The 18667-nt window shown below is 63.3% G+C and carries 19 protein-coding genes; 18 read left to right on the top strand and 1 reads right to left on the bottom strand.

What is annotated here, in order from left to right:
* The first annotated feature begins 247 nt into the window (after positions 1–247).
* The 15 genes from AL755_RS04365 (at position 248) to AL755_RS04295 (ending at position 13065) form a co-directional block, all read left to right on the top strand.
* A complete protein-coding gene (locus AL755_RS04365) occupies positions 248–1036 on the top strand; it encodes an ABC transporter permease (protein WP_160318852.1) in 789 nt (262 codons plus the stop codon).
* Complete coding sequence (locus tag AL755_RS04360) at positions 1033–1845, top strand: ABC transporter ATP-binding protein (RefSeq protein ID WP_054009954.1); 813 nt, start codon at positions 1033–1035, stop codon at positions 1843–1845. Before AL755_RS04365 ends, AL755_RS04360 begins: the two co-directional genes overlap by 4 nt.
* A 1-nt stretch (position 1846) precedes the next feature.
* Positions 1847–2683 (top strand): ABC transporter ATP-binding protein, encoded by an 837-nt coding sequence (locus AL755_RS04355; RefSeq protein WP_054009953.1) that lies wholly within the window; start codon positions 1847–1849, stop codon positions 2681–2683.
* Entirely contained in the window at positions 2680–3774 is a 1095-nt protein-coding gene (locus AL755_RS04350; protein ID WP_054009952.1) for an ABC transporter permease, read from the top strand. Before AL755_RS04355 ends, AL755_RS04350 begins: the two co-directional genes overlap by 4 nt.
* Before the next feature lie 31 nt (positions 3775–3805).
* The gene (locus AL755_RS04345; RefSeq protein ID WP_054009951.1) at positions 3806–4654 is read left to right on the top strand and encodes a hypothetical protein; all 849 of its coding nucleotides are present in this window, start codon (positions 3806–3808) and stop codon (positions 4652–4654) included.
* Between the two features lie 10 nt (positions 4655–4664).
* Positions 4665–5480 carry an MBL fold metallo-hydrolase gene (locus tag AL755_RS04340; protein ID WP_082368904.1) on the top strand — a complete coding sequence of 272 codons (816 nt, stop codon included), beginning with the start codon at positions 4665–4667 and terminating at the stop codon, positions 5478–5480.
* 102 nt (positions 5481–5582) lie between these two features.
* The gene (locus AL755_RS04335; protein WP_160318851.1) at positions 5583–7157 is read left to right on the top strand and encodes an ABC transporter substrate-binding protein; all 1575 of its coding nucleotides are present in this window, start codon (positions 5583–5585) and stop codon (positions 7155–7157) included.
* Positions 7158–7225: 68 nt separating this feature from the next.
* The gene (locus AL755_RS04330; protein ID WP_054009948.1) at positions 7226–7891 is read left to right on the top strand and encodes a cysteine hydrolase family protein; all 666 of its coding nucleotides are present in this window, start codon (positions 7226–7228) and stop codon (positions 7889–7891) included.
* A 142-nt stretch (positions 7892–8033) separates the two neighbouring features.
* Complete coding sequence (locus tag AL755_RS04325; RefSeq protein ID WP_150117034.1) at positions 8034–8672, top strand: hypothetical protein; 639 nt, start codon at positions 8034–8036, stop codon at positions 8670–8672.
* The gene (locus tag AL755_RS04320; protein WP_054009946.1) at positions 8669–9478 is read left to right on the top strand and encodes an MBL fold metallo-hydrolase; all 810 of its coding nucleotides are present in this window, start codon (positions 8669–8671) and stop codon (positions 9476–9478) included. Before AL755_RS04325 ends, AL755_RS04320 begins: the two co-directional genes overlap by 4 nt.
* Positions 9479–9536: 58 nt before the next feature.
* Complete coding sequence (locus AL755_RS04315) at positions 9537–10460, top strand: polysaccharide deacetylase family protein (protein WP_054009945.1); 924 nt, start codon at positions 9537–9539, stop codon at positions 10458–10460.
* Positions 10457–10879 (top strand): cupin domain-containing protein, encoded by a 423-nt coding sequence (locus tag AL755_RS04310; protein ID WP_054009944.1) that lies wholly within the window; start codon positions 10457–10459, stop codon positions 10877–10879. The genes AL755_RS04315 and AL755_RS04310 overlap by 4 nt, the downstream gene beginning before the upstream one ends.
* Before the next feature lie 52 nt (positions 10880–10931).
* Positions 10932–11657: an aldolase/citrate lyase family protein gene (locus tag AL755_RS04305; RefSeq protein ID WP_054009943.1), complete on the top strand. Its 726-nt coding sequence runs from the start codon at positions 10932–10934 to the stop codon at positions 11655–11657.
* 68 nt (positions 11658–11725) lie between these two features.
* Positions 11726–12346 (top strand): helix-turn-helix domain-containing protein, encoded by a 621-nt coding sequence (locus AL755_RS04300; protein ID WP_160318850.1) that lies wholly within the window; start codon positions 11726–11728, stop codon positions 12344–12346.
* Entirely contained in the window at positions 12346–13065 is a 720-nt protein-coding gene (locus AL755_RS04295) for a maleate cis-trans isomerase family protein (protein WP_054009941.1), read from the top strand. The genes AL755_RS04300 and AL755_RS04295 overlap by 1 nt, the downstream gene beginning before the upstream one ends.
* Positions 13066–13080: 15 nt before the next feature.
* On the opposite strand, the gene AL755_RS04290 is transcribed toward AL755_RS04295, so the two are convergent.
* On the bottom strand, positions 13081–13995 hold the full coding sequence (locus AL755_RS04290; RefSeq protein ID WP_054009940.1) for a polysaccharide deacetylase family protein: 915 nt from the start codon (positions 13993–13995) through the stop codon (positions 13081–13083).
* 112 nt (positions 13996–14107) lie between these two features.
* Between AL755_RS04290 and AL755_RS04285 the strand changes: the two genes are divergently transcribed.
* The 3 genes from AL755_RS04285 to AL755_RS04275 are packed head-to-tail and all read left to right on the top strand — an operon-like array spanning position 14108 to position 17131.
* Entirely contained in the window at positions 14108–15481 is a 1374-nt protein-coding gene (locus AL755_RS04285; RefSeq protein WP_054009939.1) for an amidohydrolase family protein, read from the top strand.
* Complete coding sequence (locus AL755_RS04280) at positions 15478–15690, top strand: hypothetical protein (RefSeq protein WP_054009938.1); 213 nt, start codon at positions 15478–15480, stop codon at positions 15688–15690. Before AL755_RS04285 ends, AL755_RS04280 begins: the two co-directional genes overlap by 4 nt.
* Entirely contained in the window at positions 15683–17131 is a 1449-nt protein-coding gene (locus tag AL755_RS04275; RefSeq protein WP_054009937.1) for an amidase, read from the top strand. The genes AL755_RS04280 and AL755_RS04275 overlap by 8 nt, the downstream gene beginning before the upstream one ends.
* Positions 17132–18667 lie beyond the last annotated feature (1536 nt).

The raw sequence follows: 18667 nt of genomic DNA, 5'->3' as shown, positions 1-18667 counted from the left end.
CGAGGCCATGGCTTCAATAAAGTGACGATTCTTTGATTCAGATATGACCTGCCACAGTCAAGGAGGAGGAACCTCTTATGTCCCAACCGTTGGACTTCTACCGGATCCGGTACGACGGCGTGACCGGCCGGCCCGCCCAGGGGGTGTCATGAGCGTCCAGGGCCTCCCCCGAACATCACCAGGTTTGCGTGCATCCGGCTGGGCCGGGCGGGGAAGGGCCAAAGTGGCCGCCCGGTCAAGCAACTTCATGACCGCCCTTGCCGCAGCCATCATCATCGGCCTGCCGCTGCTGGCACTGTTCCTGCACTACCCGCACAACCCGCTGCGGCCCGATCCCAACGCCCTGGCCATCGCACCGAACGCGAGCTACTGGTTCGGCACCGACGGCAACGGAATGGACGTTTTCTCACGGACCATCGAGGCAGCCAAGCTGGATCTCCCGATTGCCCTCGGGGCAACGGCCCTGGCTCTCGTCGTCGGTGTTCCAATAGGGCTCTTTGCCACGAGCGGGAGGGTTGGCGACGTGCTGATGCGGATCGTTGACGCTTTTGCCGCGCTTCCAACAATCGTCATCGCCGTCGTCGGCATCCAGCTCATGGGCGGTTCGCCGCTCGACGTCATCCTGGCTCTTGCCGTGGTTGGCGCCCCTAGGTTCGTGCGGCTCTCCCGCGCTGCGGCTCTTTCACTGCGCTCCACCCGCTATGTCGAAGCGGCCATCGCCACCGGCTGCTCACCGCTGCGGGTGGCGTTCAACCACATCTTCCGCAACGCCTATGGCGTCGTATTGGTTCAGGCAACACTCACGGCCGCAAATGCGCTCGGGACCATTGCCGCCCTCAATTTCCTGGGCGTCGGCTCAAAGCCGCCCCAACCGAGCTGGGGCGGAATGATCGCTGATGGGTTCAGCATGCTGATCCGCGGCGACTGGTGGGCTTCGACCTTTCCTGCCCTTGCGATGCTCTTAGCCATCGGCTCCTTCAACATACTGGCGGGCGCCTTGGAAAACCGGATCGAACGAGTGGAGCGTGCAGCATGAACGACGGCCTGAGGGTTCGCGACCTTGTCACGGAATTCACTACCCGCAGCGGCGTAGTCCGGGCCCTTCACGGCATCTCCTTCGACGTCGGAAGCAACGAGATCGTGGGCATTGTCGGGGAATCGGGATCGGGGAAGTCGACCATCGTCCGCTCGGTGACGCGATTGCTCGTGCCGCCCGGACGCGTGGCCTCCGGCAGCGTTGACTTTGAAGGGAAGAACCTGCTCCAGTTGCGCGAACGCGACATCCGCGAAATCCGCGGCCGTGACATCGGATTCGTCGCGCAGAACCCCTTCAGCGCCCTGAATCCGGTGGTGCGGATCGAGAAGCAGTTCGCCAACATCGCCAAGGCCCACGGGGTGCCTGTGAACGCCGCTTCGCGCGAACGCGCACTCGATCTCCTTGATGCCACTGGAGTCAACGAACCGGACCGGGTCCTGCGCGGCTACGCCCACGAGCTCAGCGGGGGCATGGCCCAACGCGTTGTCATCGCGATGGCGCTCTATCTCAACCCCCGGCTCGTCATTGCCGACGAACCAACCACGGCACTTGACCTCACTGTGCAGCGCCAGGTCCTCGACACGCTTCGCCGGCTCACCGTCGAATGCGGGCGATCGATGATGATCGTCACCCATGACCTCGGTGTCGTGGCCGAATACTGCCAGCGGGTACTCGTGATGTATCACGGGGAGATCGTCGAGCAGGGCCCTGTATCCGAGGTCTTTACCCAGCCCCGGCACGAATACACCGCCTCGCTGCTCAGTTCCGTGGTCCGCCCCACCGCGTTGGTCGAATCCGGAAGGCCCTGAGATGGCAATAATCGAGGTCAAGGATCTCTTCAAGACATTCCAGGCTCCCGGCGGACGGGTGGTCGCAGCCGTTGACAACGTCTCCTTCTCCGTCGAAGCCGGCACCTGCCTGGGGATCATCGGCGAAAGCGGCTCCGGCAAATCGACGCTGGGACGGCTCCTCCTGCGGCTCCACGAGGCGGATTCGGGTTCCATCCTGCTCGATGGGCAGGACATCCGGGCACTGGGGGCTGCGGCCCTGCGAAAGCAGCGCCAACATTGGCAAATTGTGTTCCAGGAACCATTCGCCTCGCTCAATCCACGGCTGAGCATTCGCCAGATTGTGGAAGAGCCGCTCATCGTCGCCCGGACGTTCAAGTCCAGGTCCGAACGTCAGGAAAAGGTGGTCCGGACGCTTGAGGAAGTCGGCCTGTCCGCAGAGTTCCTCGACAGGCGTCCGGCCAACCTCAGCGGCGGCCAGCAACAACGCGTGGGGATCGCCAGGGCGCTCGTGACGGATCCGACAATTGTGGTCCTTGATGAGCCAACATCTTCACTCGACCTGACAATTCGCGCCTCAATACTGCGGATGCTCTCCGAATTGCAGCGGGCCCGCGGCCTCACGTACGTCTTCATCTCCCACGACATCGACACGGTCCGGCATTTTTGCTCACAGGTCGCCGTCATGCACAGGGGCCGGTTCATCGAAGTCGGGACGGCCCATGACGTCCTCAATGATTCACGGGAACCGTACACACAAAAGCTCCTGGCGGCCGCGATGCCGCCACTGAGCTACATCCCACCAGGCGATGTCGCCGACCCCGACCCACTCATTCCCCCCAAGGTGGTGACCGCATGATTCGATACATTGCGTCGCGACTGGCCATCGCGGCGGCCCTTCTCCTGGGCCTAATGTCGTTGAGCTTTGGCCTTGTCTCACTCTTGCCCGGTGATCCGGCCGTGGCCCTGCTGGGCGAATACGCCACACCGAGCGACATTGCACGCATCAACTCCCAGCTGGGTCTCGATAAACCATTTGGGGAAAGATATCTGGACTACATGGGCCACGTGCTGCGGGGCGATCTGGGCAAGTCCTTCTTTACCGGGAATTCCGTGGGCCAGGATTTGTGGACACGGCTGCCCAATACGCTCGTCTACCTGGTGCCTGGGCTCCTCCTTGCGCTCGTGTTCGGAGTTGCGATCGGCACCTTTGCCGCGTACCGCAGCGGCCGCCTCCCGGACAAGACGTTTACGGTGGGTGTTTCCGTACTCATGGCAATGCCCGAATTCGTCCTCGCCCTGCTACTGCTCTTCATTTTTTACCAGAAGCTGCACATTGCACCGGCACCCCTGGGCATGATCTCAGCATCGGACATCCCTCCACCAACTGTCACCGGGTCGCTATTGGTGGATGCGGTCATTGGCGGCAAATGGGCCATCCTCGCATCCGTCATGAGCAGGGCGGCACTGCCCGTCATAACGATCGGTGTCTTCTTCGCGGCACCGTTTGGCAAGACTGTTCGCACCGGCCTCCTGCAAATCCTGAATTCGCCGCAAATCGAGTTCGCGAGAGCCTGCGGACTGCGACCGATGCAGGTGTACCGATATGCACTTAGTGACGTCAGGGCCTCACTCATGACCTACATGGTGCTGCTATTCGCCGCTGCCCTCAGCGGCTCGGCAATCATTGAAAGCGTATTCTCCTGGCCGGGCATCGGCGGCTGGTCGCTCGACGGCGTCCTGAAGGGCGACTTGCCCGTAATCCAGGGATTCGTGCTCGTCATGGGCGCCATGAGCCTGCTCGGCTACGTCGCCCTCGACACCCTCATCACCTTGCTCGACCCACGGGCCCGCGAGCTGGCCATCCGTCCGCGCGGTCGCCGTCGTCAGGTCTTGCCCACGGCTGCGGCCGGGCACAGCAGCGAAAATAACAGCGTAAAAACCTCTTGACAGTCAAACCCTCCATCAATAGATTGAAGACATGTTCACTAAATTAAAGAATGACGAGCTGATAGTCCTGGGTGGATCAATCCCCCTTGACGGCCGGGTGAGCTGGGTTCCTGCCGGCGCCACCGGCTTCCAGCCCTCAAACTGCTATCTACTGTCCGAAGGCAGTTCACGCCTTCTTATCGATTCGGGCCTGGCTGTCCACAGCTCCGAAATCCTCAACGACCTCGCCGGCCTCGTGGGCGAAGGCGGACGCTTGTCCGCCTTCTTCACCCGGGCGGAAATGGACTGCGTCTCAAACCTCGAACCGATCGCCAGCCGCTTTGACCTGGAACGACTGTTCACGGGCGGCGTCATCAATCCCTTCGACGCCTTCGAGGATCTGAGCCGCGAGGCGCTTCGGGGCCGCCGGCACCAGATCGATGCCGAACGCTCGGGCGAGGGCGATTCCCTTGCCCGAGCCGCGAGCATCGAGATCGGCCCGGGACGAATCCTGGAAATCGAGGCCCCGCTCCTGCGACTCCTCATGACCTTCTGGGGTTGGGATGCCGCAACCGGCACGCTCTTCACCTCGGACACCTTCACCCATGGCGTCATGGATCGTCCGGACGGGGCCCGCATTATTGACTCCACCACAGCGGACACCACAACTCCCGAACAGGTGGCCGGCCATCTCTACGCGAAGTACGAATGGGTCCCCCGCGCCACTTGCGAACCGCTGCGCGAGTGGCTGTCCGCGAAATTCCAGGAGCTTGATCCCGAGATCATCGCACCGTCCCGGGGCTGCGTGCTGCGCGGCCATGACGTGGTGCGACGCCATCTCGACTTCATGCTTACAGCGTTGAGCTCACAACACGCCGACCTCGTGTCGCAGGCAAGGTAAGGGAGGAACCATGGAAGATCTGGTTGAGACAATGAGCAGCGACCTCCCCCGCACCGTCGCCGACGGTGTGACCTGGCTGAGTTCCTGCCTTCCCTTCCACGTTGACGGAAGGGTCATCCACGGGCACAACTCGACGTTCCTGGTACAGGGCGGGGCGGCATCCCTCCTCGTGGACACAGGCAACCCGTCCAGCTGGCCAATCCTTTCGGCGAAGCTGGACGAACTCTTGGGAGACCGGGAACTCGCCTACGTTTTCCCGACCCACCCCGAGCTCCCCCACACGGGGAACCTGCCCCGAATCGTGCAGAAGTACCCCAATGTGCAAGTGATTGGCGACGTTCGCGACTACCACCTGTTCTACCCGCAGATCGAGGCGAACCTGCACGCCCGCGTTCCCGGCGACCGGATCGACCTTGGCGACGGCTATGAATTCATCGTCTCGGAGGCCCTGATCCGCGACCTACCGAACACCCAGTGGGGCTTCGTCCCCAAGGCCGGGACAATGTTCACGGCCGACGGATTTTGCTACATGCACCGCCCCGAACTCGACGACGAGGATCCGGTGCACCTTCCCGGCGAATGCGGATTGACCACCACCGAGCTCTCCTCGCCGGTGACGGTGCAAAACGCCGCGTTCTTCACGGGGAGCGCCCTGTACTGGGCGCGGTTCGTCAACGATGCCGACCGTGTCTATGACCGCGTACTGGAATCCTTTGCAGATCTCGGAGTGCGAACGGTTGCCCCCACCCACGGCAACGTCATCACCAACATCGGAGACGTCGAACCCGTCATCCGGGCCGGCCACAAGCAGGCCTACCGCTACTAACACCGCCCGCTGTCTGGGCCTTTGGCGAATTGAAGCCTTCGTTTCGCCCTGTCCTTTGCTCCCGACTTTCCCGTAGAAACCGGTGTATGGATCATGAAACCCTTGCATTTATTTTCCGCCGGCCTGGTTGCTGTCCTGGCCGTTTCCCTGACCGGCTGCAGCGGCGATGCCCCTGCAGCCACGAATGACAGCGTTGTCATCGCAGTCAGTTCCCTGCCCGACAGCCTCACGCCGGCACCCTGGGGCGGAAGCGCCTCGCATGTGGTGCTCAGCGGACTTGGCTCGCAACTGCTGCAATACAAGACCACCGCCACGGCCGGCAATCCGTGCGGCCAACCCACCACGGAGGTCAACGGCCGGCTTGCCGAAAGCGCCACCGTCGCACCGGACAAGAAGGGGATTATCGTCAAGCTCAAGAAGCTGACGAGCCAGTTCGGCCATACGCTCTCCGCGGAGGACGTACTGTGGAGCCTGCAGATCGGGATGGTCCGCCAGCCGGTCATGAAGGGGACACTGTCCAGCAGCGGCTTCGACGTCAAGAACCTGGCGAAGATCATCGACGACAGGACCATCGAACTCAACACGACCAACCTGACGTCCTTCAGCATCGAGTCGCTGCAAAACAACCTGTTCTACATCCACGACAGCATCGAAGCGAAGAAGCACGTGACAGCGGCGGATCCCACGGCGAATAACTGGCTGTCGAAGAACTTGGCCGACTACAGCGGATGGGACCTTGAGGAATTCACTCCTGGTATTTCGCTGACAGTCACCGCCGATCCCAAATGGGAGGGCACGCGCGGTTCGGTCAAGCGGGTCGTGGTCAAGGCCGTGCCGAACACGTCCACCCGAAGCCAGCTCATCCAGTCCGGCGAAGCCCAGGTGGCCAATGGTTTCGAGTACGACCAGTACTCGTCGCTGGAAACGTCCCCTGGCGTATCCGTGATCAACTGCCCGAGCTCAACCCGTGACACGTTGATGTTCAACACCAAGACAGGACCACTCTCCGACGTCCGTGTCCGGCAAGCCATTTCAATGGCGATTGATCGGAACGCCCTGGTCAAGGGAGCCTACGCCGGGTATGGAAAGGCCTCGCAGTCCACTTTCCCTGGCGGTGATCCATCAGCCACCTACAAATTCGACATCGCCGGAGCGAAGAAGCTGCTGGCCGAGGCAGGGTACGCAAAGGGCTTTAATTTGTCACTGAGCTACAGTGCAACCCGCCCCGGACCGGTGGCAAACAAGTCCTCCGTGCTGGTCCAGTCCATGCTCAGCGAGGTCGGCATTAACGTCACCCTGCAGAACATCGCCAGCCCGACCGACTTCTCCACTGCGCTCCTCCAGGGCCGGTATGAGGCCGTTCTCTATTCGGAACCGATTGTCATCGCCGACCCGGCCTTCTACAGTTTCGCGTACTACGCAGGCAACGCCCCGAGCAACACCACGGGGTGGAGCAGCCCGAAGTTCGACCAGATCCGTACGCAGCTTGCGGCGACTCCGCAGGACCAGACGGCCAAGCGCACCGAACTGATCAAGGAAATGACCGCCGTCGTCGATGCCGGTGCCCCGATCCTCTCGCTCGTCGAGACTCGCGGAATGATGGCCACGAAGGCGGGCATCACCGGGGCCACCCCTTTGTCAAACGGCCAGGTGTACTTCAACGCGTTGGGTAGCTGACCCAGCCCCAACCCTCCCGGTGCCGGCACTTTGCCGGCACCGGGACCTCGACTACAAAGAAGGTCATCATGATCGAAATCTGCGGAAAACAAGTCCGTGACACCCTTGGCGAGCTGCTCGATCCGGCAACTACCGGGCTCGTAGTCATCGATATGCAAAAGGGTGCAGTTTTCCCCGGCGGTGCGATTGGGGACTCGGGACACGATCTGGGCATGATGCCCCAAGTCCGGGCCCGCTGCGGCCAGGCCATTGCGGCCGCCCGGCGGAACGGGGTGCCGGTGTTCCACATCCGGGTTGAGAACCTGCCCGACGGTGCAAGCTCGCCGGCTGCCTGGCTGCGAGCGCTGTACACGGCCGCTAACGGCCGCCCCATCGACCTCGGGAAACTGAGCGTCAAGGATGATCCGGGCACCGAGTTCTGCGTGGAATGCCTTCCGATCGAGGGCGAGTCCATTATTACCAAGCGGCGGCCCAGCGCCTTTGTTGCCACCGAACTCGGGCTTCTTTTGCGAAGCCAGGGAATAGAGTCCGTCGCTCTCGTGGGCGTGTCCACCGGCGGTTGCGTCGAGGCGACGCTGCGCGATGCTGTGCATAACGACTTTTATGCCGTGCTTCTCGAAGATGCCGTGGGTGCCTACGACTCAACCATCCACGATGCATCCCTCACGGTCATGCGCGCCCGTCACGATGTCTGCAGCGTTGACGACGCCATCGCTGTCTGGGACGCCGCCTGAGTCGCGTGGGAGTCCGGTAATGAACATTCCAGCAACCACCCGGCCCGCAAATTTGACCGGCCGCGTCCACCGCCTGGGCGGGGAGATCCTCCTTGATGAGGGCACCAGCTGGTGCCCTCCCGGAGTGCGACGGCGGGAGCCTGTGAGCGCCTATCTCATCAAGGGCGATCACGGCGCCGTTCTCGTGGACACCGGCATTCGCCTGCACGAGGCGGAAATCCTCGCGCAGTTGGACGAGTTGCTGGAGACTGATGAGCCGCTGTCAATTGTTCTTACGCGAACTGAGATGGAGTGCTGCCTGAACATTCCAGCCATCGAGGAACACCGTCGCATCGACACGGTTTGGTACACGGGCGGCATCACGGTGCCCCGTTCGACGGCGTCCGTGCAGAGAATCGCGGTTGAACCGGGAACCTGGCGGGAGGTGGAGGTGCGCGAGGGCATCACCTTGCACTTCATTTCACCGCTGCTGCGCCTGTTGCCAACACTGTGGGTGTTTGATCCCGCCTCGGGCGCCCTCTTGACCTCGGATGCATTCACGCACTTGGCTCCCCCAGTCGAGGACACCGCTTCGGCAGATCCAATGGCCGGGCTGCACAAGTTCCGTTGGTTTGGCGACGCCGACACCCATTCCATCGCGGCGGATGTCCGTCAAATTGTTCGCGAGCGCAGCGTAGCGGCCATTGGGCCCGGTTACGGGTGGCCCGTCACGGGGGCCGATGCGTGTAGGCGGGAAGCCGAACTGCTCGCTGTTTGCCTTGAGGAAGTGGGCGCACGATGAACGATGACACGACTGCGCGCCGCGTTGCCAACGGTGCATATTGGCTGGGCGGGTGCTTGTCCGCCTATTCCCAGGGCGAAGAGGTCCACTACCATGTCTCGTCCTACCTGGTGGTTGGGTCCGGCGCCTCAATTCTCGTAGACACGGGCGATCCTGCCCACGTGGACAGGGTTTTGGCCCAGCTGGATGGCGCACTTGCCGGCAGGACGCTGGACTACATCTTCCCCACCCATCCCGAGATTCCCCATGCGGGAAACCTGCCGGCGCTGCTGCAGCGCTATCCGAAGGCGCGAGTCGTCGGGGACACCCGGGACTATTTCATGCATTTCCCCGAGTTTTCCGACCGCTTCGATGCGAAACGCCCAGGCGACATGATTGATCTTGGCGACAGGACCTTTAGGTTCCTGCCCGCCCATATCCGGGACCTGGAAAATACGCTTTGGGGGCACGACGACGGAGCCGGCATCTTGTTCGTCTCCGACGGTTTCTCATTCATCCACGAAACGCCCGATCCGGACGGCGAGGATGAGCCTGCGCACCGTCCCGGACAATGCCGGCTCCTTTCGGGGGAGATGCCCGTGCCGCCGTCGGTGGAGCAGGCCGCTTACGGAACGGGGCGGGCCCTGTACTGGACCAAGTTCGTCGACGTCAGTTCCGCCTTCCAGGCCATCGAGGATGTCCTCAACAAGCTGCCGACTGCGTTTATCGGGCCGGCCCACGGGAACCTGATCGACGACGTGGACGGCATGCTCCGGACCTCCCTGGCCGCCCATCGAAAAGTCTACGAAGACGCGCGACGTGGATAAAATGAAGCAAGATCAATATAATGAAAATCATCAACTGAGAACCACGAGGAGTGAGACAATGCGAGACCTCATCGGATACGGGGAAAACCCGCCTGTGGTTGGATGGCCCGGTGGCGCGAAGGTCGCCGTCTCCCTCGTCGTCAACTACGAAGAGGGCGCGGAACGATCCATCGCGGCGGGCGACGACTCGGACGAGGACATCGTGATCTTCGGGGGGTGGTCCTCGGACCCCTCGCGAAGAAACCTCATGAAGGAGTCGTTCTTCGAATACGGGCCACGCGTGGGCCTGTGGCGCTTTCTGAACATGTTCCGCCAGTATGAGGTGCCGGCAACTTTCATGGCGTGTGGCGAGGCCCTCGAAAAGCACCCCGACGCCGCATTGGCGATTGCCCGCGACGGGCACGAGATCTGCGGTCACGGCTACCGCTGGCGCGGAATGGTCGGCATGTCCCCGGAAGAAGAGCGTGCCGAGATCCGGGCAGCCAAGGCCGCGATCCAGGCCGCCGCCGGCGTCACGCCCGTGGGCTGGTACGTCCGCGACGACATCACGGAGAACACCCGGGCCATACTCGCCGAGGAAGGATTCCTCTACGACTCCAACTCCTATGCGGACGACCTGCCGTACTTTGTCCAGGCAGGCCCGGCCCGGCACCTGGTGGTGCCCTACTCCGGAGACACGAACGACGGCAGGTTTTGGGGTGGTGGCAGCCTCGGCACCGGGGCCGAATTCTTCAGCGTCCTCAAGGACACCCTGGACTGCCTGTTGCTTGAGGGCGAGACCGTGCCAAAGATGATGTCCGTGGGCATCCACCTTCGCATTGGCGGCCGCCCCAGCGTCGCTTTCGGCGTCCGACAGTTCATCGAATACGCACTGGCCCAGCACGGAGTATGGTTCGCCACGCGCGAACAGATCGCACGTTGGTGGCTGGAGAACGGCCCGGCGGAGACCCAGAATGGCCTGTTCGAAACTGTTGCGTCATGACCGCCCCGGACACCATGCGAGCCGCCGATCTATCCCGGCTTGTCCACAACATCCATGACCAGGGGTTTGAGAAGCTTAGTTCCATTGGCCTGAACGGGCAGCGGGATGAAGGGCTGGTCTCAACCTTGATCTCCCGCGGGCTCAGCGACTCGGACGACCTGTGCGTGAGTTGGGGGCGGATCCTGGCCGGGCAGCGTCACCTGTGCCATCACCACCCGGACGCGTCGGAGTTCTACGTTGTCATTTCCGGGACACCCCTTGTCTACCTTGGTGACGAGGAACACCGTGCCCGGCCCGGCGATGGCATCTACATTCCCCGCGGGCTTCGGCACGGCATCTGGAATGACACGGACGATCCGGTTGAACTCGTGGTGGGCGTGAGCAAGCCCGCCGACTGGGAATTCATCCAGGACGAGTGATACCACCCGTGTCCACCTGCCTAGCGACACCCATGCCACCAAGGAGAGCAGCATGCCAACAGTCCCCATTGAACGCGAGTCGGGCCGAAAGGTCGGGCTCCTGACCGCAGACCCCACCCCAACGCTGCTGGCCATCATCGCCCACACCGGCATGGACTTCGTAATTCTCGACGCGGAGCAAACGTCCCTGACGGTCCACCAATGCGCGGGCGCCGTCCAGCAATTGCGCGGCACCGGCGTCCGCGTGTCCGTCCGGGTTCCGGACCTGGAAGCCAACACCCTCGTCGCCTATGCCAACACGGGCGCCCAGGCCCTGGTCCTGCCCCATTTGCGCCATGTCGAGGAGCTCGAACGAGCGGCCGAGGCCGTTCGCTACGCGCCCGAAGGCCGGCGGTCACGGCAAGTTTCCTTCGCTTCCGGGTTCGGATCCGACTTCGGCGAGCCGCCCGCGCTGAGTGTGCTTTTCGAAACGGTCGACGCCGTCGACCACGCCGCGGACTTTGCCGCTTCGGAGGCTTTCGGCGGCGGATGGCTGGGAACAACCGACCTGCTCAGCGACCTCCAACGAACAGGTCGCGCGGACGGCAACGCCGTGGACAAGGCGGTGCAGCACGTCGTGGACACGGTGCGCGGCGCCGGGCACAGCATCGGTTTGCCCGCCCCGAGCTCGGCCCGGGCGGATGAAGCTTTCGCACGCGGGGCGGACCGTTGTGTGATCTACTGGGAGCGGGAGCTCGCCTCGCTCCTGGCCGCATACGCGGCTTCACGAAACGCATGAAGACAACAGCGATGGGCAACGTTCCCGGATACGCGAACGCCACCCGAAAATCGTCGAAGGAGCTCTGGATGGGGGAATCTCCGACCGTCACGGCCAACGGCAATGGCGACGCCACGGACCGCGATTTTTGGATTGCGAAGATTGGCGCGACCATCCGGGAGCGCCGGGTGGGCCGGTTTACCGTTGAGGACCTCGCCGAGCGCGCGGGCGTCAGCGCCGGGCTGATCAGCCAGATTGAACGGGGAATCGGCAACCCGTCATTCGCCACACTGTTGCGCCTGGCCAGCTCACTGGACCTGCCGCTCGCAACCATGTTCAACGAACCGCCCGAGGACCGGCACAACATGCTTGTGCGCAAGGCCGACCGGCGACGGATTGAGGTCCCGTCACAGGGCGTCGTCATGGAACTGATTGTTCCGGACACCGAGCGGAAGCTCGGCGTGGTCAGCATGACCATTCCGGCCCACTTCGACGGCGCAAATTCCTCCGACTCGCACGAGGGTGAGGAATGCGTGATCGTCCAGTCCGGTTCGCTCGTCGCTACGGTCGGCGGTCAAGAGTTCTCCCTCGAGGCCGGAGACAGCCTGACCTACGACTCCTCGCTCCCCCATTGGTGGCATAACCGGACCGATTCGGCCGCCGTCATGGTTGCCATCTCAACCCCGCCGTCGCTGGGCCGGGCCCACTAATGGCGGCGCCTGGGCCGTCGTTCCGCCTGGGCGTGCTGGTCCCGTCGTCGAATTCCAACGCCGAGACCCTCACTGCCGCCATGCTCACGGGGCGCCCCGACGTCGGCGTCCACTACAGCCGCTTTCGCCTCCCGCCGAGCCTCGGCGACACAATCGGCGCCTCCATCCTGGGCGACGCACCCGCGCTCTTGTCCGATGTGTCCGCCGAGGCCGTCGCCTTCCACGGCACCTCGGGCACGTGGGTGGGGCTCGACGCCGACCGGCGGCTGTGCGAACAGCTTTCCGATTCCGCCGGGGCGCCGGCCACCACGGCGTCCCTTGCAGTCGTTGCAGCCCTGGAGGCACTCGGATTGTCCCGTGTGGCCGTCGTCTTTCCAGGGCCTGCCACCATCCCGCCGCTCATCGCCAAGGAATATGGGCGTCGCGGTATCCAGGTGGTCGCAACTTCGACTCCGGGGCTGGATCTTTCAAATCCCGAGATTGCCCGCCTGGACAGGGACCGGATTGCCAGCCTCATGCGACCGGCGTTTGTTGACGGCGCCGAGGCTGTTGTCTGCATTGGCACCAATCTCCGCTCCGGCTACCTCGTGGAAGAGTTTGAGGCCGAGTTCGGTATTCCAGTCATTGACAGCGCCGTGGCCACGGTGTGGGAGCTTCTCCGCCTAGCGGGCACATCTGCGCCCATCCCGGGCTGGGGTCGATTGCTCGCAGCCGTCTGACGTTCGCCCCGCTGTTCAGGCGGTTGCCCCGTCGCGTGTCCGTTCCTCCCACGCGCGCACGATCTCCAATCGGGTGGCGACCCAGGCCCCCTGCCCCAGCGCATACGCCAGGAAGCGGTCCAATGCCGCGGCGTAGGCAGGGCGGCCGATGAGCCTCGGGTGGAGGCCCACACTCATGACCGACGGCCCGGGACGCGGGTCATCAAGCTGGAGCGTAAAGCCCCCGATCAGGTGCTGCGCAAAAGCTTCCGAGGTGGGGAACTGGCTCAGTAATCCCGAATCGTTGGTGTCTCCCGCGTAGGGCAGCACGGGCAGCCGGGTGCCGTCGTTGTCGGCGCCCCAGTGCGGAAGATCGTCGTTGAAACTGTTGGATTCATAGTCGAACCCTTCATCCGCCAGGGCGGCGCGCGTCCCCGGATTGAGCCCGTCCCGGGAGTACCAGCTCGTGGGCCGCACGCCCGTTACCGCCGCTATTGCGTCACGGGACGAAACAATGAGCCGCCGCTCGTCGTCGACGTCGCGCCCGGCATGGGTATCCCAGTGATAGCCGTGGTCCGCTATCTCATGGCCGCGCCCAACCAGTGCGGAAGCAAGGTCCGGGTTTTCCTGCAGCGCCACGGCGCAACAAAACGCGGTCGCCTTCACTTGGTGGCGGTCGAGGACGCGCATGAGCCTCCAAAAGCCTGTGCGCGCACCGTAGTCGAAGGCGGACTCAAGGGTAGGCTTCCGCACCCCGACTGCCCGGCTCCCGGGCACCCAGTGGGCGCCAAGGTCATCCATCTGGTGCCCCCTCGCGACGCTGCGCTCGGCACCCTCCTCAACGTTGATAACAAGGGAGACAGCCACGCGCGCGCCGCCCGGCCAGGAAAAGATTGGCGGGCGCTCACCGTAGCCGATGAAATCGCGGGGTGCCGGCTGTTCCGACCTCATGGGTTTCCTCCCGGTCCGTACGCGGTGTTTCCCGAACAGCCTTCCCGCAAACCGTCGCGAAGGCTATAGTGAAGAAACTTCGATATCATGAAACTAGTCCACTGGGAGGGCAATGTCCACGCTTATTCGCGGCGGAACGGTCGTTACCGGCTCCGGCGCAGACCCGCTGCCCGGCGGTGCCGTGGTGCTCGCCGCTGGCCGCATCGCAGACGTGCTAAATCATTGGGACCCGGCTGCTTCTTTCGATGGCGAGATCATCGACGCAGCGGGAGCCATCGTGATGCCCGGGCTGATCAACTGCCACACCCACGGGGTGACTCCGGGTCCGCTGTTTCCCAGCGGCGCACCCGCCCTTGACGACGCCCGGTGGCTAAGCAACCTCGACCGGCAGTTGCTGGCCGGAACCACAACGGTGCTCAATCTGTGCGGATTTGCCACCATGGATCATGTTCGCGAGGCTGACCGGCGCCATGCCGTCAACGTCCGCGGAGCCACAACCCATCTGCCGTCGGCGCTCCTTGCGGCCCGGAAGGCCGACGGCGGCGGGTTGACGGGGCTGGAGGCCGAACTCAGCGTTGAACAGATGTTGTCCGACGGTGCGGTCGCCATCGGGGAGCTGGGCGGCGGTCAAACCCTTGGCGGCGGCGGCCAGGACCTCGTCTATCTTCCCGCCGCATTGGAGAATCGAACCGGCGTACGAATCACCCAGGACCAGGCCCGCCAGCTCAAGGAAGCAGTGCTGGGTCGATTCCTCGATGCCACCACATCGGACACGGAGCTCCTCCAGGCGGCTATCGACGCGGCGGGTCTGGGCGGACGGCTGGAGCTGCCGGAACTTAGCCGGATCGTGGCGGATACCGTCATGCCGTCCGTCGCGCCCGCCGTCGAAGGGATCCGCGAGGGCGTCCGTGCCGCGTCGCAATTCGGCGTGCCTGCGATCATCCACAGCGCCTCCGCGACCGCTCGCGTCATGCGGGAGCTGATGGAACAGACCCACGGGACGGCTGCGCGGATCATTGCCGCCCATGTGAACCACACGTCCCACACGCCCGCGGAAGCCCTGGAACTCGCCACCCTGGGTCGGGACCGCGGATGGTTGGCCGAGGCCTCGGTCTTTGACCTCCTGCACCGCCAAAAGACGGTAGCCACGCGCGACCATTGGGACTCCCTGCTCTCGGCGCCCGGACTGGTGGATGTGCTGGGCACCGACTACGGTCACGGCGGCGACCATGACGAACTCATTTCCGCAGTCCAGGATTTGGTGACCCGGGGGCACAGGCCGCTCGGCGACGCTGTCGCTATGGTGACCTCCGCTGTTGCAGAAGCCATTCCCGGCATTGCGCCGGAGCGGGGGGAACTGCGCCGGGGCCTCATCGCCGACGTCGTTGTGACGCGGGCCGACGATTTCCGCGCAGTGAGCCACGTCTTCGTCGACGGCACAGCCGTGGTCCGCGACGGGCAACTCATGGTGGGAGCCAGGCGATGACGGCCAACGAGACCGGCTGCGCGCGCACCGTCAGGGGGCTGACTCCGGAGCAATTCGGCGCCGTCGCCGACCTCGTCGGCGACGATCTTGCCCAAGTGGACGAACCGGCTGTTGCCCTGGCATTTGGCGACTTTCGCGCCGGAATGGACGAGCTCCGGGAGGCTTTTGCTGCTGTCAACGGCATCGAAACGGGCGGCGACAATGACTGAAGCGTGGGAGCTGGGCGTCGCCGAGGCTGCCGCCAAAATTCGCAGCGGAGAGTTGTCGTCCATCGAGCTACTCGACTCCGTGATTGGGCGGGTGGAGGAGACCGAAGATTATGCGCGAGCGTGGGCCCATGTTGACGCAGCTGGTGCCCGGGCTGCTGCCCGGAAAGCCGACCTCGCCGTAAAACACGGTTCCAGACAGCCCCTCCTGGGCATCCCGCTGGGAGTGAAGGATGTGATCGACGTGGCCGGCTTGCCGGCAGAAGGCGGCTCAGCCGCGCTTCGCGGGCGTATCGCGACCAGAGACGCCGGGGTGGTCCGGCGCCTTCGCCAAAACGGCGCGGTCATCCTCGGAAAGCTTCAGACACACGAATTCGCGTTCGGGCAGGGAACGCCGCCCACGCGGAATCCGTGGGACCCGGAGAGATACGCAGGCGGTTCAAGCGTGGGCTCGGGCGTCGCGGTGGCTGTGGGCAGCGTTGCCGGGGCACTCGGCACGGACACGGGAGGCTCGGTGCGGAATCCGGCGTGCGTCAATGGGCTCGTCGGGCTCAAGCCGACTCTGAGCCTGGTCTCCGGATCAGGGGTGCTCAACGTCAGCCACACCCTGGATCACGTCGGCCCAATTGCCCGGAACGTGGAGGACTGCGCGGTTCTGCTGGGCGGCATGGCGGAGGACGCCACGTTGGAGCGCCTTCGCCCCGTCGCGACGGACGGCAAGGACCGGGGCTTGCCCGTTCGTCTGGGAGTCGACCGGGCTATGTGGAAAACCTGGGGTGTCACGCCGGGCGTGCTCGACGTCGTCGAACGCGCCCTGAGCACCTTGGCCGGACTGGGTTTCCAAATTGTGGAGCTGGGGCTGCCCGAACTGGACATGGTGCTCCCGGCGAGCCTTGCCATCTCGCTTTCCGAATCCGCCCACCACCACCGCACCATGCTGCGCGAGAACGCACCCCGGTACCTTGCCGGCACGCGCGTCATGATCGAGACGGGCGCGCTCATCACTGCCGCCGACGTCGACCTGGCCCACGCAGTCCGCAGCTACCTCCGCGCTTCTCTCGAGCGATCCTTCGAGCGGGCCGGCATCGAGGCACTTCTCTCGCCGACCCTCGCGACCATTGCCCCCCATGCCGCAACCATGTCCCATGAGCTGACCGCCGACGCCGGCGAAGACTCCCTGGCCGCAGCCCTCCGCATGCTTAGCGCCGCCAACCTGACAGGCATGCCGGCCGTCAGCGTGCCTTGTGGGCTCTCTGAAGGCCAGCCCGTGGGTCTCCACCTTTTGGGGCGAGCATTCTCCGATGCCCGGTTGCTGGATATTGCCCGTGCCTATGAAGGAGCGTCCCCATGGCGAAGTATGGTCCCGCTCCACCGCCTCCCGGCTGTGGGCAACGCACGGGGAGTCGATGGTGTTCATGTTTCTCGGCCGATCCAAGTGACCTGACCGGCCGTTCTAGTGCGCAATTAAAATGTGTTCATTGCGGGCGACTCGGGAAATGCTTGACGTGTTTTGAACCCGCTTGGCGCCATGGCCAGCAGGTCTTCCGCGGACCATTGCCGTTTACACGAAGTGTCCAAGACAAACGTGCATTACCTTGAAGAAATCCGCGCAGGGCTCGACAAAAGGCCCACCTTAGACATATCCGCCCACCAGATGGTTCTCGACCCGCTCGACCACCAGCGTTCCCGTTCGCCCTCGCGCAGCCGCCCGGGAACCGTCGGAGGGCTAACGTGAAAATGGCCCCTTTCGGGGCCATCCAAACTGCCAATTCCGCATGCCAGCGGCACTTTCTGGCCCCTGTCGGATTCGAACCGACGACCCCCGCTTGCTGATCAGGGGCGATTCAGCGTTGCCGATAGTCCGCTTTGACCTGTTTCTGAATGGCGTGATTGCGACAATGCAAGATACTAAATTGTGGTCGTTGGGCCTTCAAAAGTATGGGTTCTGTATGACGTGGTGGGAACTCCCTGCCGGCTGCGGCTCGACCTCGAGTGCAGCCCATCAGCCATCAATCCTGCGTTCCTCATTTTACTCTCGACGGACTGTCCCGGGTTGCATTGACTCTCAAGCAAAGCCGGGGCAGTTCCGTGAAGAAACCTGCGGGCCACGCAACACCCGTCTCGCTGGCACCCTCGGTGGCTTATTTCATCCCGACTATGGCATCGCATTCGCTGTGGAGAATACCGTGACTGGGAGAGATAAGGCTTGCCTGCAGGGAACTAATGAGTACTCCGGCGTGGGTGACGTCTTCGCGGTCAATAACGTAGGTGAATGACGCGGTCAGGCACCTGTAGGGTTCGATGACTCTTTGGGTGATCTCTGCGGATGTTGGCTGTGTTGTGTACTGCAACGGAACTAGCTGAGAATTTGTCAGTGATCTGAGACTGAGGCCGACATCGCTCAATCTCTCATCTCTGGAGTTGAGGATCCAGGCTGTGAAAGTCAGCGTTTCGCCGACTCCAGCCGTGGATCTATCCACTGTGTAGACCAGGTCAATCCCAGAAACTCTGGGGGCTTCAGGTGATGCGGAGAATCTCCCTAAAGGGCAATTCGCCTCCTGAACGGGCCTGTGGTGCTTAGATGACATTCAACGATCGTCCTTTCTATGTCATGTGGCGGTTCAATTGGAGGGTTTCATTCGGCGGATTCATCACCGGCAGGTGAACCCGTGGATCTAGCTGCCTGAGAGCGTTTCCCATCCGCGCTCCGTGCACAGCCAGCATTCAAAGATAGGGAGTAGAAGAATTGGAAATCATGACGTCGGATATCGAAAGAACTCACTGCTGCTTGGTACCACCGGTTTCGCTCGTCATCCGTGGCCGCTCAGTCACTGTTAGGTCAAGGAAGCTACTGGCTTGCCGCTCCAGCTCACTGCAGACGGACACAAATTCGTCCAAGACAGCTCCTGTCAGGAATGCAGCTGGGATAGGTAAATTGAGCCCCGAAAAACTGCCCAGAACTGGCTGATTGAGACAAAAC

The organism is Arthrobacter sp. ERGS1:01, from assembly GCF_001281315.1.
GTDB lineage: Bacteria > Actinomycetota > Actinomycetes > Actinomycetales > Micrococcaceae > Specibacter.
The sequence above is the reverse complement of the archived record's forward strand: the minus strand, read 5'-3'. Positions and strand labels throughout refer to the sequence as shown.